Origin of the sequence: Aminobacterium sp. (genome assembly GCF_034926885.1) — a bacterium.
GTDB lineage: Bacteria > Synergistota > Synergistia > Synergistales > Aminobacteriaceae > Aminobacterium.
The window spans coordinates 1-16,514 of sequence record NZ_JAYFQR010000034.1; the positions used below are offsets into that span (position 1 = coordinate 1).

A 16,514-nucleotide genomic window follows, 5' to 3' on the forward strand; every position below is an offset into this window, starting at 1 on the left:
AAGCCGCAACTTCCATTCCGCCACTACTATTGGACAGGGTGAGCCCATTTATCTTTGAATTGGCGGGAGCCAATCGTACGGACTGGGATTCCCGCCATTCACTTTATCACGTTATCAGGAAGCAAACTATGGCCCCTTACACTTTAAGGAAGAAACGCACCAAGTTCTATGAATATAAATATTTTAGTGATGCCTGAAAACTATCGACCATTTTTTCAATTTCAGCAACCTTATATTCTTTTTTCATCAACGTACCAAGCATTCCGCAGTACGTATATACGGTCAGATCACTTAAAATTTTTATCTGTTCTTCTGTATATTTTGTGCTGGAGTGTTTTATATAGTTTTCGTTTTCAAAGAAAAGCTCCCCCATTTGAAGCATAAGTTGAGATACTTCTCCTACGTTAAAGACATCCATATCAAAAATATAATAATAATCTTTTATTATCTGATACACCTGATCTCTATAAGGACCTATAAAAAGTTGAGCGAATATCTCTGGCGTAAAGAATGAAGAACGAGCGATATTTGCCCACATTTGTATGGCAATTTCAAGAGAGTTGTTACTCAATCTTTTAAAGTATTTGAAGTCCTCTACGTAAGGTTCCAAATAACCAATGCACGCATAGGTCAATAAATGATCGAAGTTTTCAAAATGTCGATAGAGGGCTGCAGAGCTATAACCAGTTTTTGCTGCTACTTTACGTATAGTAACGTTGGTAATTCCCTGATCTCCAATCATATCGTAGGTAGTTTTTATTAAAATTTTTTTAACTGCCTTATTACTCATTAACATATCCACCTCTCGTATAAAACCGGCGTTAGCAATGAAGCTCTATAAGAGCCATACACATTAATTGTTATCATCTTACCGCAGAAGACAAAGAGAAGATAGTCTTGAAGACTGGATAAAAGAAACCCTGTGCCTGATTAGATAAAACCAGCTCTAATCAGAGACAGGGTCGTTATTAATAGCAAATAAATTTTTATCTTTCCTCAGTGAAGCTAAGACATTATAGTGTTAATTTTTATTCACTAGCATCAACACTGTTATCTTTATATGTAAGTTTGGCAAATAACATCGTACCGAAAATAGGAACCAAAATATTTATGATATATGGATCTAACGGAAGCCAATTAAACAACCCTTTGTTATACAGAGTCAAACAGAGAATGCCGAGCCCCATACCACATACACCAGACTTCACATCGTCCAATGAAAACTGGGCAAAAACTGCACCAAACAGGGCCGGAAGCAAAAATGAAAAAGAATCGGTAACATTTTTGGGAAGCATAGCAATAAGCTTGGTTCCTACGATAACTCCTACAACAAGCAAAATAATATTAACAAAAACTGAGGCTCCTACGCCTATCGTCGATATAACCGAGCCCTCTTCAGATCCAACTTCCGTATTTGTCGCTTTAAGAGCTGCTGCTGCGCAAGGAATTCTAAGATTACTTATATTTCCAGATAAGAAAGAAATATATGTTCCTGGAATACCGAGTATCGGAAAGAAAGAAATAGGCTCAATGAACCACCATACTGCATTCACGGATAACTGGGCTACCAATGCAACCATAAGAGGCCCTTTCTCGGGAACGATATTAAAAAGGTATGTAACTGCCAAGGCAGGAAAGAAAACGAGGAAAGCACCTATCCAGCATGTCCATTTTCCGGCCTTTGTAATTTGTGGAATATATGTATCGTTATAGTAGTTTTTCATCGTTTTTTCCTCCTAGATAAGTACTGCGCACAAAACGCCGCCTACCATAGCTATCGTAAGTCCCCACTCGTTCAACCATTTCTTTTTCGTTTTCTTGTAACAAATCATAATAGCCAACATAAGGAGGAACCCCGCCGACAAAGCAACTGTCTTTCCATCCATACTAATTGCATATCCTGCATTTAAGTATCCATAGGCTCCCAACATTGCAGCTGTTGATATAACAGGAACCATTCTAGAAGCACCGCCAGTAAATTTATTTTTGAACTTATCCATTTTGTCTGTAATCAAGGCGGTAAAAACAATCCATCCAATGCAACCTACTGCCATTGCCCATAAGGTTGTTACAAAAACACCTTGAGGAATAGAGGGATCTGTGAGCACTACTCCGTAAGCATCAGCAGCAAATTGAGCCGCAAGCAATTCATAAGCTACATTACCGATATATGCCAATCTCATTAATGCAGTGGGGCCACCTACAACAATAAGCAAAGAAACCATTCCAATAACGATGACTATCGATGGACCTATTGAGGAAATAGAGCCTGTTATAAACGCTGTTTTCATTTTTTCCTCGCTTATTCCCATCTCTTTTCCTGCTTTAAAGCTCTTTTTCAAAAAGATTATGGTTTGAAATAACACTAATCCGACCGCAAGTGCTGTTATCCCCCAAAGAAGAGGACTATTTGCTATCGATGCGTAGCTTTCCATATGCCTATACCTCCATGTTTTCTGTTATTTTGTCCATGATCCCGGTTAGTAATTCAACCCCGATACATAGACATTCTTCGTCAACGTCAAATAATGGATGATGGAATGTAATTTTGCCCAAATCATCTACTTTAGAGGTTCCAAAATAAAAATAACTTGCTTTAGATTTCAAACCATAATATGCAAAATCGTCATACCCCATCTCAGGCAGTTCCATATACGAGACATTTTCAGCACCCAGAACTTCATTTCCTACAGATTCAAAAATATCAATCATGTCGTCTTCGTTTTTAAGTGCAATGCTTATAGTCTCTATATCAATTTCAGAGGAACACCCTCTTAATACACAGACACTCTCAAGTATTTCTTTTATTCTCTTCAAGACAAAGGTTCTGACTTCACTATCAAAGGTCCTGACCGTTCCGCTCATAGTGACTACAGGAGGAATAACGTTTGTTCCCTTTGGAGTTCCTGCATTAAAGGAACATATGGATAACACTGTAGATTTCACAGGATCAAGCTCTCGAGTCAACATGTTTTGCAACGCGTTATAAACTTCCACTCCGGTCATGAGAGCATCTTTTGTCTGATGAGGATAAGCGCCGTGACCACCAGTTCCCTTGATCGCTATTATGAAGTTATCTGCACTAGCCAACATTTCATTTCTCCGCAGAAGCATAGTGCCAACAGGATGGTCTGGGTTCGTATGGAACCCAATCATTACATCAATATCATCAACCTGTCCGCTATCAGTAATCAGCTTGGCGCCACCAGGAGCTGGCCCCTCTTCTGCAGGCTGGAAAACAACTTTCAATGCTCCCTTCAACTCATCTCTGTGTTCTGAATAGTATTTCAGTACACCAAGGGCAACCGTAGTGTGGACATCGTGTCCACAAGCATGACACACGCCAGGATTCTGCGATTTGTAATCTACATCTTTCTGATCCACTATGGGCAAAGCATCAATGTCTGCCCTTATGCCAATTACTGGCCCATCGCTATTTCCTTCTATTGTCGCGATGACAGCAGTTTTGCAGAAATTCTTTACAACGCTAACACCCGGGAAATCCTCTAATATCTCTACGATTCTTCTCGACGTACGAATTTCTTCAAATCCTGTTTCAGGATGTTTGTGAAAATCTCTTCGCCAGCAAACCATCTCTCCCTTATAGCTGCGAATACACTCTTTTCTATCTGCCACATCGTTTCCTCCTTACGTAAGTAAATTAGTTAGCTTAATTTATAAGAGCATGAAAAATACAAAGATTTTTCATTAAAATTTTCTCATCAACTTGCGTTAAACAAAATATGTTATCAAGATAACTGGATAATAACACCCTAATATTGATTCGTCAATAAATTCACTAGTATATTTTTATATATTTATCTTATTTAGTTATCTTGTTAACCTAATGCATTTAAAACTGGTTAGAAAATAACAAAAAAAGCCGTTTCGGAAAATCCGAAACGGCTTGAATTATCTGGTACCTCGTGCAAGACTCGAACATGCAACTAACAAAATTATATTATTTCATATGATACGTAATTCAGTTTCTTTATCAAACAAGTTAACATTTGAGGAATTAAAGTATATCTTCACATATTTACCTACCTCTATATCATAATCTGCCGGCATTTTACCTACAACACTACCTACTTGGGTATTTATATACACGAGCGTTTCAGAACCTAAAAGTTCTGTGAACTCTACACAACCTGTTAAAGGTTTCATTTCGACAGGGGGTATTTCGAAAGAAACGTTTTCCGCTCTAACTCCCAATACTATCGATTTCCCTACGTATTCTTTATCCTTTAGAATTTTCTGCTGCTCTTTATGTAAAAAAAGCATTCCCTCTTTAAAAATTAATTTTATTTCGCTCTTATCCTCAACAACTTTTGCTTCCACCAAATTAATCTGAGGTGAACCAATAAAACTCGCCACAAAAATATTAGATGGATCATTGTAAATGTTTCTAGGAGTATCATTTTGCTGTATAAGCCCATCTCTCATAACAATAATTCTAGACCCCATAGTCATCGCTTCTGTTTGGTCATGAGTAACATAAACAAATGTAGCGTTCAATCTTTTATGAAGTTTTATAATTTCAGCACGCATTTGAACTCTGAGTTTAGCATCCAAACTCGAAAGAGGTTCGTCCATTAAAAAGACTTGGGGTTCCCTGACTATTGCTCGACCTAACGCAACTCGCTGTCTTTGACCTCCCGAAATTTGATCAGGTTTTCTTTGTAACAACTCTTCTATATCTAATATATGGGAAGCTGCCATAACCTTTTCTTCAATTTTTGATGGCTTCTCTTTTTTCATCTTAAGACCGAAGGCGAGGTTTTCATAAACTGTCATATGAGGATATAACGCACAATTTTGAAAAACCATGGCAATATCTCTTTTATTAGGCTCAATATTATTTGCTCTTATACCACTGATATATAGATCTCCAGAAGTAACTTCTTCAAGTCCTGCAATCATCCTGAGTAAAGTCGTCTTTCCACATCCAGAAGGCCCTACAATAACAATGAATTCCCTATCTTCTATATCCAAATTTAAACTTTTTATTGAATGAACTCCATTTTTATAAATTTTATTAACGTTGTTTAGTTGTAATCTTTTCAATGTCACACTCTCCTAAATTTTGTTGAGACCTTTTACGATGTATTTTTGTAAAATTAAAAACAAACTCCCAACTGGAATTAAAGATAAAATAATAACAGCAGACAACGTCCCGTACTGCCATGATGCCGCTTCATCTCTCAAAAAAGTTATTCCTACAGGAAGAGTTTGTGCAACGTAAGTGTTCGCAAGCGTTTTAGCAAACATAAATTCTCCCCACACGTTAATAAAGGTAAGTATAGTAACTACAAACAAACCTGGTTTCACAAGTGGAAGCAGTATTTTGAGCCACACTTGAAACAAACTGCAACCATCAATAACTGCCGCTTCTATCAATTCATTGGGAATTTTTTTAAAGCTTGCTCTCATAATTAATGAAGCAAAAGGTAAATTCACAGCCACATAGGGTAAAATCAATCCCCATCGCGTATTTATCAACCCAAACTTATCTTCCATCATATATATAGGAACTAAATATGTAGCTAAAGGAACAGTAATAACAATAGACATAAAGAAAAGAAAATATTTTTTCCCTTTAAACTCCAGTGAAGCAAAAGCATATCCTGCTAACGCGCTTAACAGAAGCACCAACGCAATAGTAACAATGGATATAGCTACTGTATTAGAAAAATAGCAAAAAAATTTATTAGATCCTTGTGTGAGATTTTCATAATGCGAAAAATCAAAGTTTATAGGGAAGAAATTAAAAGTTTTACTATAAATTTCAGAATCAGGTTTGAACGACGTAGTTAACGTCCATAAGAAAGGAAGAAGAAAAAGAAAAGAGCACCCAACAAGAATAAGATAATAAAGAAATAGATGGATTATTTTTTTATTCAATATAATCACCGCTTCTTCAAAAATTTATACTTTCTTCTGGGCTAGCCATACATTAATTAAAGACAAAGTAATAACCATAAGCCCCATAAAATAACCAATAGCTGAGGCATAGCCCATATCGTAATATTTAAAAGCACTTTGCCAGAAATATTGATACAACACTAATGTTGAAGTTCCAGGTCCACCCTGTGTCATAACAAATGAGGGTTCGAATATTTTTAAAGACGTTAAAATCCCCCAGATTCCAGCAACAACAAATGTTTCTTTAAGATTTGGAATAATCACGTAAAAAATTTCTTGCAGAGGATTTAAGCCATCCATTCTCGCCATTTCATGTAACTCTTTGGGAATTGTCTGTAAGCCTGCCAAAAACAATATCATTTCAATTCCTACATATTTCCATAAACTTATCAAGATAATACTGTACATAGCCCATTTTTCATGAGTAAGCCAATTACATGCTAGCTGAGGCATATTCAAGATATTAACCAAAAAATGATTAACTAAGCCATAGTTTTCGTTTAAAATCCATTGAAAAATAATTCCTGTTAGTGCTAATGGCACTATAACTGGTAAAAATATTGATGTTCTAAAGATTGCTACTCCTTTTAAGCGTTTATTAATTAATAAGGCTAGAGTAAAAGAAATCACTATTAATAAAGGGAAAAAACAAAAAGAAAAAAACAATGTATTGCTTAGAGCATCTATGAAATATTTATCAGAAAATAATTTTATATAATTTGAAAAACCAATAAAGCGAGGTTCGTTATCAAAAACAAAATTGTATTCTGTCAAACTGAGATAAAAAGACCGTGCTAAGGGATAAACCATAAACACAAAAATAAAAAACAAGGCAGGCAGGACAAACAAAAAACTATTTTTTTTTCGAAAATCGTAATGATAGTCGTCTTTTTTCAAAATATAAACACCTCAAAAGATATGATAAAACAACCACAAAGCAAGACTATACTTGCTTTGTGGTTGTTGGTTATTCCTCTTTTCAATGTTAAGTTTAAAAGAAAAGACTATAGACCAGATGAAGTGTTTATAGAACGAACATACCCATCTAAATTTTTCAAAACCTTTTCTATCGGTGTTTTACCCATAATAGCTGACTGAAGCTGAATATTCATTTCATTATCTAATCGCGGCCAATCTTTATAAAGGGGGCAACTCCCAGCTTTCACAGCAGACTTCAAAATCTCGCTCCATATGGGGGCATCTGCACCTTCATAATTCCTTTTTAAAACAGGCATTTTCCCGTATTTGTTCAAAGTCCAAAGCTGGAACTCTCTATCCATAAGCCTTTCTTTAATAAATAATTTTGCAAGCTCAGGATTTTCAGAAACCTTAGGAATCATTATCCCCGATACAAATGCTATCGTTCCGTTTCTATCGGCACCAGGTAAAGGCATTCCGGTAACCTTATCCGCCCCTAAAATCTCTGATGCTTCTTTCCATCTGGAAACGGAAGAAATATGCATTGCTACATTTCCTGCTTGGAAATTACTTCTACCAGCATCCATATCAGCAAAAGTATCAACAGGGGTGTAGCCATCTTTTACAAGGTTATTCCAAACCTTCAACATATGACTTGCTTCATCGCTTCTAAAATCAATTATATTCGATTTTTCATTTGCATAAATGCTTCCCCTAACTCCTTGTAAAGAAGAAAGATAGGAATATGCCATAAAGTTTTTACCCCAATCTATTGCCAAACCGCTAGTCACAACTTTATTGTCTTCTTTTTCCGTCAATTTTTTAGCATACTCATAAAATTCATCCCAATTTTTAGCTGGAATAACATTCCCTTCTTTATCTGTTAATCCAGCTTTTTTCATGAGATCTTTTCTTACTGTCACATACATAATTTGTCCTTGAATAGGAATAAGATATTGCGTTCCTTCAATTTTCCCTAAATCAAGAAAGGCTGGGATAAAATCTTCTCTTGCCACTTTTTGGTCAAAAAAGCCTTCATCAAAATTCATTAATAAATCTTTCGCTACATAAGGAACTGCATTTTCGCGACTTCCGCCGATAACCATATCTACGCTTGTTTTCTTCTGAGACCATTGCAGTAAATATGATGTATTATCAGCTGTTTCTACTTGCACATATTCAACTTCTACCTCTGGATGGTCTTTCATAAAAATTTGAGCAGCATTCTGAAGATCAAACTTTTTCAACATCCACGCCTCTACACCAACTCTGAGAGTTTGCTTTTGTGCAGCAGCGGCAACTCCTGATATTATGCTAATTATCATCAATGCTATGAATAGAATAGATACGCGTGCAAAATTTTTTCGCATTTAGATCTCCTTTCAGAATAATTATTATCAAGCATAGGAATACTCAACTTCGGTATATTATATTGCTCTACGTTATCTGTCAATTCTCATTTACGATTCTTACTTAATATTTTCATTGACACTTTGTTTATGATTAATATAATGAAATGGAATTTGTATACGGAGGGGAATTTGTTGAATTACATAGGAATTGATATTGGCTCAACCGCAGCAAAAACACTCGTATTCGATGGAGAAAAGATTGTACATTATTTTGACTTACCTACTGGTTGGAGTAGCAAAGAGAGTGCTCTTCGGGTAAAACAGAAACTCAGCTCTCTAGGAATTGATGTACATTCCGAAAGTACCAAAATAGTAGCTACAGGCTACGGGCGTATTTCTGTAGATTACGCAGATAAGGTAATAACTGAAATTACCTGCCATGGGAAAGGCGCCTATTATCTTTTCTCTGAAGATAGCGTAGTTATTGACGTAGGCGGGCAAGATACCAAAATTATCACAATAGAAAAGGGAGCCGTCTCGCATTTTTTAATGAATGATAAATGTTCTGCTGGCACTGGAAAATTTTTAGAAGTTATGGCCAATCGCTTAAATGTCGATATTGATTACTTATTTTCTTTAGCGGCAAAAGGAGATCCTATCCCAATAAGCTCAATGTGTACGGTATTTGCTGAATCCGAAGTTATAAGTTACATAGGTGCTGGACGTCCCAAAGAAGATTTAGCCGCTGGAATTATCCAATCAGTGGTATCACGGGTAGTCATGTTAGCCAATCAGCATGATATTAATGGAATTTGTATTTTAACTGGAGGACTTAGTCATATTCCTTATTTTGCAGATCAGCTTTCCAAAAAATTAGGGCACAAAATATATACGCACACCTTAGGGAAATACGCAGGAGCATTAGGAGCCGCACTTATCTCCGCAGAAAAACTCACAAAATAAAAGAGAGGTTTTATCATGCTAAAGCTACCCGAAAATTTTCATAGTTATTCCGAAGCACGAAAAGAAGGCTTTATACGATTAAAAGAATTGAAGGAAACAGGAAAGAAGGTCGTCGGATTATTTTGTAGCTATACTCCTACAGAGATTATTTTGGCCTCAGGTGCAGTTCCTGTTGGTTTATGCGGAGTAAATGAAGAATCAATTCACTTTGCGGAGAAGATTTTACCTAAAAACTTATGCCCATTGATTAAATCAAGTTTTGGTTCAGCAATATCTGATACATGCCCCTATTTCTACTTCTCAGACATAATCGTAGCTGAAACAACATGTGATGGAAAAAAGAAAATGTACGAATGGATGAATGAAATTAAAGATACGCATGTAATGCAATTACCGCAAGGAAGAGACGGATATGGTGCCCTTAATAGCTGGCGTGGAGAAATGATAAGACTTAAGGATGCACTTTCTAGTAAATTCAACGTAAGAATCACTGAAGATGACCTTCATAAGGCTATTAAACTTGTTAACAGAGAAAGAAAGGCCCTCGTTGATTTTTTTGAAATAGGTAAATTAAAACCTTCACCTATTTCGGGATATGAAATAAATACAGTAGTAGACGCCAATGGTTTTCTTTTTGACACTGAAGAGAAAATAAATCTTCTAGAAAAAAGAACAAATCAGCTACGCAACGATTACGAAAGCAACTATAAAGGGCAAGCATCTCGTCCTCGAATTTTAATTACAGGGTGTCCTACAGGGGGAGTAAGAGAAAAGATCATCCGTCAAATCGAAGAACTTGGAGCTGATATAGTTGCATTTGAAAATTGTTCTGGCCCAAGAGCTCAAAAAGATTTAGTTGATGAAAATAAGGAACCATATTTGGCACTAGCTGAAAAATATTTGCGGGTAAATTGTTCAGTAATGAGTCCTAACCCGGGACGAATAAAAGATATGGAAATAATGCTTGATGAATATCGCGTCGACGGGGTAATAGAGGTACTTCTCCATGCATGCCATACTTTTGCTATCGAATCATACAGAATGAGAAAATTTGTAACCGAAGAAAAGCACATTCCATACCTTACATTGGAAACAGATTTCTCTCAGTCAGATACAGGTCAAATTAATACAAGGATTAGTGCTTTTTTAGAGATGCTTTCTTAAGATTTCAAGTTTTGAGCAGGGTGATTTTTTTCTGTTTGTCTTAACAAGTTTTCTAATAAACAAAAAAGCCGTTTCGGATTTTTCGAAACGGCTTGAATTATCTGGCTCCTCGGGCAGGACTCGAACCTGCAACCTAGTGGTTAACAGCCACCCGCTCTGCCGATTGAGCTACCGAGGAATGTCATTATATTCTTTTGAAAATGGAGGCGGCACCCGGATTCGAACCGGGGATAAAGGATTTGCAGTCCTCTGCCTTACCACTTGGCTATGCCGCCGCCACAGAAAATTCCATGGAGCGGAAGACGGGATTTGAACCCGCGACCCCAACCTTGGCAAGGTTGTGCTCTACCCCTGAGCTACTTCCGCATTTTCTCTCGTAAATTGTGAATGGTGGCGGGACCCAGAATTGAACTGGGGACACGCGGATTTTCAGTCCGCTGCTCTACCGACTGAGCTATCCCGCCTTGTCCCTTATATTTAAATGGCGGGGCCGACGAGACTCGAACTCGCGACCTTCGGCGTGACAGGCCGACGCTCTAACCGACTGAGCTACGACCCCACCATGAGACTGTCAAAATTCACAAAAAGGCAATTGGTGGGCGGAACAGGGTTCGAACCTGTGACCCCTTGCGTGTAAGGCAAGTGTTCTTCCGCTGAACTATCCGCCCTATTCGCCACTCGACCAACGCAAGGGATAGTATATAGGCTGAATCTGCACCCGTCAACCCCCACAAAGTATTGAATAAAAAAGAACAAATATTCACACTTTTTGTCTTTTCACTTTTTCTACTTCTCTACCAATAGCCTTCATCACTGGTTTTTCTTCACTATGACAAAAAAGTCAACGCTCCGACACCAGAAACTTTTCTACATTTTCCACAAACAGCTTCTTTATATCTCTATTTTTCTCAAAAAGGCCATTTATAGCCTCTTTATACCTTTCAAAAGAGAGGATAGGGAAGTCAGATCCATAAAAAAATTTTCCCATTATTCCGGCGCTATTTACGGCTTCTAAAATTTTCGATTTATATAACCATGACAAAGCAGCTATATCATAACGAGCATTTTTAAGATATCTTTTCATTTCCGGCATAAGTTCATATAGCCATAACCCTCCACCAAAATGAGCAAAGATAACTTTGGCTTCAGGATGATTTATACAAAATTGAGCGGCTTCACGAGGCCCAACATTTCCTTTTCCGGGATAATCATGCCCAACAGGTTCTGCTGTGTGAAAGAGAAGCACCATGTTTGCCTCTTGGGTAACAGCTACTAAACGCCACGTCTGACGAACGTCATCTATATCAAACCCCTGCCCTCCAGGGAAGAGTTCACCTACGCCGATAAGACCTCTTTCTGCGCACCTAACTACCTCTTCTTCTGCTTTGGGATCTAGAGGAGGAACAACAGCCAATCCCTTTAAACGGTCAGGATATTTTTTTATGGATTCAATAACATAGTCATTGCAATGTTTGCACAACCCTAAATCTCTGAAGGCAAAACCGAATATCCACGATTGTTGAATGCCATCTTCATCCATTTGTCTGATAACGTCTTCCACAGTAGCCCATTTATGTACTTTACCGTGAGAGAGCAAACTGAAATAATCTTCACGCTCCGATATTTTTTCAAAATCCCTAATAACATCTGGGGGGTAAACATGAACATGAGTATCGATCATAAAACTTCACCGCCCTTTTCAATAAACTTACGACGCACCTCTGTTACATAATTATGAGCCGCCCGTGTTGGCTCAGGTAATCTGTAACGTATACATGCCTCTAAAACAAGACGCATTGCTTTTTCGATTGATATTTTATGTCCCGGACTTATAAATAAAGGTTTTACTGCTGTTCTAGAACGTAAAACAACTCCTACGCGTTCTTCATTGAATACTAGAGAGGAAAAAGACCCTTTTTCTTCTCTAGGTTCACAATACTCCCCAATGAGCCGACTTTTAGCAACACCAATAGTAACAGAATTCGTTATAACTCCAAAGTGAGAGGCTAAGCCTATTTTACGGGGATGGGCTATTCCAGCGCCATCAACCATCCAGAAATTAGGTTTACTTTTCAACTTCTTATAAGCTTCTAAAAGGGCAGGGAGCTCGCGATAGGAAAGAAGCCCTGTCAAATAAGGAAAGGAAACGGGATATACGGCATGAACATGCTCAATAGGGCGAAATGATCCCCATTCCATAACGACAATCCCTGCGATAGCCCAGGCATTTTTTCCCTTTTTACTATACGCAACATCTGTTCCAGCAACAATTTTAAGAGGAAAATCTTCATCATTCACATAAACGTTCGAAGCTATGTTTCGCTGTTCTGCAATAGCCTCTTTATAGGACGGTGGTATTTTGAATTCCAAAAGGACCCCTCCTATTGCAAAAAAGGGCTGTCCTTAAATGGACAGCCCTCTCATATGCTACGTTATAATTGAAACTACTTAACTTCGACTTCAGCTCCGGCTTCTTCAAACTTCTTTTTAAGCTCTTCTGCTTCATCCTTGCTAACAGCCTCTTTAACAGGTTTGGGAGCGTTGTCAACAAGCTCTTTAGCTTCTTTCAAGCCAAGGCCTGTTACTTCGCGAACAACTTTGATTGTCGCGATTTTGTTGGAGCCGGCGCCCTTAAGAACTACGTCGAACTCTGTTTTCTCTTCCTCTGCTGCACCAGCAGCTGCACCAGCGCCGGCCATCATCATGGGCATAGCCATGGCAGGAGCGGAAGCGGAAACTCCAAATTTGTCCTCAAGAGCCTTCACAAGTTCGGAAAGCTCAAGTACTGTCATACCTTCAATAGCCTGAATGATCTCTTCATGGGTCATTTCTATTGTTCCTCCTTAAATTAAAACTTTTCTCAAATTTTAGATTCCCCAATATGGGGTTATGCAACCTTTATGCAGCCTGCTCTTTCTTTTCTTTGATCTGAGAAAGGCATGTAGCCAAACCTCGGATAGGACCAGAAAGAACGGTAACAAGTCCAGAGAGAGGAGCAGCAATAGTGCTGACAACCTGTGCGATAAGTACTTCTCTGGATGGGAGATCGGCCAAAGCATCAACCTGAGCAGCATTAAGAACATTTTCTCCTAACACGCCACCTTTGGTGATAAATGCTTTGTTTGCCTTATCTTTAGAAAATTCCTTGAAGACTTTCGCCACAGCAACAGGATCCTCATAAGCCAAAGTATAGACATTCGGTCCTGTCATAATATCTTCTGGAATTGGCTTGTTTTCTTCTCGGAGAGCAATCTTAAAGAGTGTATTTTTGGCAACTTTCATCTCACCACCAGCTTGACGAACTCTAGAACGGAGATCTGTAAACTGGGCAACGGTAAGTCCACGATACTCTGCTATAAAAACAGCCTCGCTTTTGCTTAACATCTCTTTTAACTCATCAACTTGCTCAAATTTAACGTTTGCAGGCATGGGTTCACCTCCTCCCTAAAAAAAATCTCCCGACACCAAGGCCGGGAGATTTTTATACACGAAAAGGAACTCAGCGTTCTTTTATGTACGTATCCCCAAACCTCGGTGGGCGGTATTTACCATTAAGCGCCACGGCGCCCACTGTCTCTGGTTTGTTGAATTTCGATATTTTATTTTAAATCTAAATACCTTAACTTACAATGACTGACCTGCTACTTTTGATCTATTACTTCTTTTGCAGCAGCAGAAGGATCAATCTTAATCCCTACGCCCATAGTCGGAGCAATATAAAAGCTTTTTACATAGGTTCCCTTTACTGATGCAGGACGTGCTTTCAATATTGTCTGATAAAGGGCTTTTATGTTTTCGAAAAGTTGCTGTGTTTCAAAACTTTTCTTACCGACCATATTATGAATTATTGCTGATTTATCAACACGGAATTCCACACGACCCGCTTTGATTTCTTTAACGGCATCAGCCACATCAAATGTAACTGTTCCAGCCTTGGCACTTGGCATGAGGCCACGAGGACCTAAAACTTTACCAAGACGGCCAACATTTTTCATCATGTCGGGGGTCGCAATAACCGCGTCAAAATCAAGCCAGCCAGAGCTTATTCTCTGAATCATATCATCTCCGCCGACAAAGTCCGCGCCTGCTTCCTCTGCCTCTTTTACCTTTTCGCCCATAGCCAAAACTAAAACTCGTTTGGTTACACCAGTTCCATGGGGCAATGCAACTGTCCCACGAACCTGCTGGTCTGCATGGCGGGGATCAACGCCGAGGCGGATATGAATTTCAAGACTCTCATCAAATTTCGCGGTAGCAACTTCTTTGAATAGCTCAATAGCTTCTCGTAATCCATAAAGCTTCGAACTGTCAACTTTTTCTGCTATAGCAACATATCTTTTACTTTTCTTTGCCATAATAATTTCCTCCTTGTGGTCGTAACGGGTTTTCAGCCCTGCCACGGGTAAAAACTTAAAAAAAGCTATTAGTCAATGATTTCTATACCCATAGACCGTGCGGTACCTTCGATCATGCGCATAGCTGCTTCTACATCGTTAGCATTCAAATCATTTTTCTTAAGCTCTGCTATTTCACGAACTTTATCGCGACTAACTTTTGCGACCTTCACCTTATTCGGCTCACCTGATGCTCTCTCAAGGCCAGCAGCCTTCTTCAAGAGAACGCTTGCCGGAGGTGTTTTCAGAATGAAGGTGAAGCTTCGGTCAGCATAAACAGTTAAAACTGCAGGAATAATCATCCCTGCCTGATCAGATGTTTTGGCGTTAAACTGTTTACAGAACTCCATGATGTTTACGCCATGCTGACCAAGGGCTGGACCTACAGGAGGCGCTGGTGTAGCCTTACCGGCAGGCAGCTGCAACTTGATCTGCGCTATTACTTTCTTCGCCATTACTACAAATCTCCTCTCATTAGCACAGAGCACCCCTCTAAACAACATCTACAACGAGGTGTGCCCGCTTTTAAATTTCCTTTATTTTTAGAGCTTATCTAGCTCCATATAGTCAGTCTCTACTATAGTTTCACGCCCAAAGACAGTAACTGTAAACTTGACTTTTCCCTTCTCTGGAACAATTTCGACAACAGGACCAACTTGTCCTTCAAAGGGACCACTTTTCACCTTGACAATATCTCCAGGTTTCAAGTTCATCTCAATCTTCGGCTTACTCTGATCTTTCCCAATCTTATTCATAATTTCTTTAACTTCTTTTTCGGAAAGAGGAATGGGGTGGTTCCCTGCTCCGACAAAGCCTGTTACTCCGGGAGTGTGACGTACGACATACCAGGACTGATCATTGAGTCGCATTTCCACGAGCACATAACTCGGATAAAGTTTGCGAGTAACTTTCTTGCTTTTGCCGTCTTTGACAAAAACACGCTCTTCTACAGGAACCAAGACACTAAATATTTCGTCTTCCATGCCCATAGTGGCAATTCTCTGTTCAAGATTTGCCTTTACTCTATTCTCGTATCCAGCGTATGTCTGAACTATATACCAGCGTCTCTCGCTGCTACTTTCCATCACGCAAAGGGGGTCTCACTTGGCCCCCTCACCTCCCTACTCAATCTATTTAACCCCATTAATAATTCCATAAACACGAAAGCCTAACTGATAACCTTCGAGAAGATTCCAGTTAATGCCATGTCGACAATGCCAAGATATGCTGCAACAAAAAGGGTAAAAGCAATTACGACAAGCGTAGAATACCACACTTGTTTTTTTCCTGGCCATGTCACTTTCTTAAGTTCTGCTTTTGCTTCTCGCACGAAGCTGAGGATCTTTTCCATACCTCGGCCTCCTATCTTTAAACAAAAAAAATGGCAGGCCCGGCAGGACTCGAACCTGCAACCCCCGGTTTTGGAGACCAGTGCTCTGCCAATTGAGCTACGGACCTGCGAGCAGTGTGTATTTTACACTACTTAGTTTCTTTATGCAAGGTGTGTTTATCACACCATTTGCAGTATTTGTTTAGTTCAAGTTTTTTAGTCTGCTTTTTCTTATTAACAGTGGTCGTGTAATTTCTTCTCTTACACTCCGTGCACTGCAGACCAATAATGTCAGCTGCCATAGTTGTTCCCCTCTCTTAATTTAGCCAAGAATCTCGGTAACAACGCCAGCTCCGACAGTGTGTCCACCTTCACGAACGGCAAAACGAAGTCCTGCCTCCATGGCGATTGGCACTATCAGATCTACCTCAAAGGTCGCGTTGTCTCCCGGCATAACCATCTCTACTC

General features: G+C 39.0%; 19 protein-coding genes, 7 tRNA genes, 1 pseudogene and 1 other annotated feature. Of the genes and pseudogenes, 2 read left to right on the top strand and 25 right to left on the bottom strand.

What is annotated here, in order from left to right; genetic code table 11:
- Window positions 1-166: 166 nt before the first annotated feature.
- The 8 genes from VB083_RS11200 to VB083_RS11235 form a co-directional block, all read right to left on the bottom strand.
- Complete coding sequence (locus tag VB083_RS11200) at window positions 167-790, bottom strand: TetR/AcrR family transcriptional regulator (RefSeq protein WP_213695386.1); 624 nt, start codon at window positions 788-790, stop codon at window positions 167-169.
- A gap of 238 nt (window positions 791-1,028) precedes the next feature.
- Window positions 1,029-1,724, bottom strand: a complete 696-nt coding sequence (locus VB083_RS11205) for a hypothetical protein (protein ID WP_213701390.1) — start codon at window positions 1,722-1,724, stop codon at window positions 1,029-1,031.
- Window positions 1,725-1,736: 12 nt separating this feature from the next.
- Complete coding sequence (locus tag VB083_RS11210) at window positions 1,737-2,435, bottom strand: DUF5058 family protein (RefSeq protein WP_213701391.1); 699 nt, start codon at window positions 2,433-2,435, stop codon at window positions 1,737-1,739.
- A gap of 4 nt (window positions 2,436-2,439) precedes the next feature.
- Window positions 2,440-3,636, bottom strand: a complete 1,197-nt coding sequence (locus VB083_RS11215; protein ID WP_213701392.1) for a M20 metallopeptidase family protein — start codon at window positions 3,634-3,636, stop codon at window positions 2,440-2,442.
- A gap of 330 nt (window positions 3,637-3,966) precedes the next feature.
- Window positions 3,967-5,067, bottom strand: coding sequence for a sn-glycerol-3-phosphate ABC transporter ATP-binding protein UgpC (locus VB083_RS11220; protein WP_213701393.1), 1,101 nt, complete (start codon window positions 5,065-5,067; stop codon window positions 3,967-3,969).
- 12 nt (window positions 5,068-5,079) lie between these two features.
- Window positions 5,080-5,904, bottom strand: a complete 825-nt coding sequence (locus VB083_RS11225) for a carbohydrate ABC transporter permease (protein ID WP_213701394.1) — start codon at window positions 5,902-5,904, stop codon at window positions 5,080-5,082.
- Window positions 5,905-5,928: 24 nt separating this feature from the next.
- Window positions 5,929-6,822, bottom strand: a complete 894-nt coding sequence (locus VB083_RS11230; RefSeq protein ID WP_307879567.1) for a carbohydrate ABC transporter permease — start codon at window positions 6,820-6,822, stop codon at window positions 5,929-5,931.
- Between the two features lie 107 nt (window positions 6,823-6,929).
- On the bottom strand, window positions 6,930-8,213 hold the full coding sequence (locus VB083_RS11235; RefSeq protein ID WP_213701396.1) for an ABC transporter substrate-binding protein: 1,284 nt from the start codon (window positions 8,211-8,213) through the stop codon (window positions 6,930-6,932).
- A 174-nt stretch (window positions 8,214-8,387) separates the two neighbouring features.
- On the opposite strand from VB083_RS11235, the gene VB083_RS11240 reads away from it, so the two are divergent.
- Both VB083_RS11240 and VB083_RS11245 read left to right on the top strand, forming a co-directional pair.
- On the top strand, window positions 8,388-9,158 hold the full coding sequence (locus VB083_RS11240; protein ID WP_307879568.1) for an acyl-CoA dehydratase activase: 771 nt from the start codon (window positions 8,388-8,390) through the stop codon (window positions 9,156-9,158).
- A 15-nt stretch (window positions 9,159-9,173) separates the two neighbouring features.
- Entirely contained in the window at window positions 9,174-10,322 is a 1,149-nt protein-coding gene (locus VB083_RS11245; protein ID WP_323402063.1) for a double-cubane-cluster-containing anaerobic reductase, read from the top strand.
- 102 nt (window positions 10,323-10,424) lie between these two features.
- Here the strand turns inward: VB083_RS11245 and VB083_RS11250 are convergent.
- The 17 genes and pseudogenes from VB083_RS11250 to tuf form a co-directional block, all read right to left on the bottom strand.
- A tRNA-Asn gene (locus tag VB083_RS11250) sits at window positions 10,425-10,500 on the bottom strand.
- Window positions 10,501-10,523: 23 nt separating this feature from the next.
- Window positions 10,524-10,597 (bottom strand) — tRNA-Cys (locus VB083_RS11255).
- Between the two features lie 16 nt (window positions 10,598-10,613).
- A tRNA-Gly gene (locus tag VB083_RS11260) sits at window positions 10,614-10,688 on the bottom strand.
- Window positions 10,689-10,710: 22 nt separating this feature from the next.
- Window positions 10,711-10,786, bottom strand: a tRNA-Phe gene (locus VB083_RS11265).
- Between the two features lie 18 nt (window positions 10,787-10,804).
- Window positions 10,805-10,881 (bottom strand) — tRNA-Asp (locus tag VB083_RS11270).
- Window positions 10,882-10,915: 34 nt separating this feature from the next.
- Window positions 10,916-10,990 (bottom strand) — tRNA-Val (locus VB083_RS11275).
- A gap of 173 nt (window positions 10,991-11,163) precedes the next feature.
- Window positions 11,164-12,003, bottom strand: coding sequence for an amidohydrolase family protein (locus VB083_RS11280; protein ID WP_323402064.1), 840 nt, complete (start codon window positions 12,001-12,003; stop codon window positions 11,164-11,166).
- The gene (gene nfi / locus VB083_RS11285) at window positions 12,000-12,692 is read right to left on the bottom strand and encodes a deoxyribonuclease V (protein WP_307879569.1); all 693 of its coding nucleotides are present in this window, start codon (window positions 12,690-12,692) and stop codon (window positions 12,000-12,002) included. The genes VB083_RS11280 and nfi overlap by 4 nt, the downstream gene beginning before the upstream one ends.
- A 74-nt stretch (window positions 12,693-12,766) precedes the next feature.
- On the bottom strand, window positions 12,767-13,156 hold the full coding sequence (gene rplL / locus VB083_RS11290; protein WP_374047608.1) for a 50S ribosomal protein L7/L12: 390 nt from the start codon (window positions 13,154-13,156) through the stop codon (window positions 12,767-12,769).
- A 64-nt stretch (window positions 13,157-13,220) separates the two neighbouring features.
- Window positions 13,221-13,751, bottom strand: coding sequence for a 50S ribosomal protein L10 (rplJ, locus tag VB083_RS11295; protein WP_213691342.1), 531 nt, complete (start codon window positions 13,749-13,751; stop codon window positions 13,221-13,223).
- Window positions 13,752-13,760: 9 nt separating this feature from the next.
- Window positions 13,761-13,920: a sequence feature (ribosomal protein L10 leader region), on the bottom strand.
- A gap of 43 nt (window positions 13,921-13,963) precedes the next feature.
- Window positions 13,964-14,677 carry a 50S ribosomal protein L1 gene (rplA, locus tag VB083_RS11300; protein ID WP_213699467.1) on the bottom strand — a complete coding sequence of 238 codons (714 nt, stop codon included), beginning with the start codon at window positions 14,675-14,677 and terminating at the stop codon, window positions 13,964-13,966.
- A 68-nt stretch (window positions 14,678-14,745) separates the two neighbouring features.
- Window positions 14,746-15,171 (bottom strand): 50S ribosomal protein L11, encoded by a 426-nt coding sequence (rplK, locus tag VB083_RS11305; RefSeq protein ID WP_213691344.1) that lies wholly within the window; start codon window positions 15,169-15,171, stop codon window positions 14,746-14,748.
- An 87-nt stretch (window positions 15,172-15,258) separates the two neighbouring features.
- On the bottom strand, window positions 15,259-15,801 hold the full coding sequence (gene nusG, locus VB083_RS11310; protein WP_213691348.1) for a transcription termination/antitermination protein NusG: 543 nt from the start codon (window positions 15,799-15,801) through the stop codon (window positions 15,259-15,261).
- An 83-nt stretch (window positions 15,802-15,884) separates the two neighbouring features.
- Window positions 15,885-16,067, bottom strand: coding sequence for a preprotein translocase subunit SecE (gene secE, locus VB083_RS11315; protein WP_213691345.1), 183 nt, complete (start codon window positions 16,065-16,067; stop codon window positions 15,885-15,887).
- Window positions 16,068-16,098: 31 nt separating this feature from the next.
- Window positions 16,099-16,174: transfer RNA gene (locus VB083_RS11320), tRNA-Trp, on the bottom strand.
- 21 nt (window positions 16,175-16,195) lie between these two features.
- Window positions 16,196-16,348 carry a 50S ribosomal protein L33 gene (rpmG, locus tag VB083_RS11325; protein ID WP_213691346.1) on the bottom strand — a complete coding sequence of 51 codons (153 nt, stop codon included), beginning with the start codon at window positions 16,346-16,348 and terminating at the stop codon, window positions 16,196-16,198.
- Between the two features lie 20 nt (window positions 16,349-16,368).
- Window positions 16,369-16,514: pseudogene (gene tuf / locus VB083_RS11330) on the bottom strand (elongation factor Tu); the annotation flags it as partial.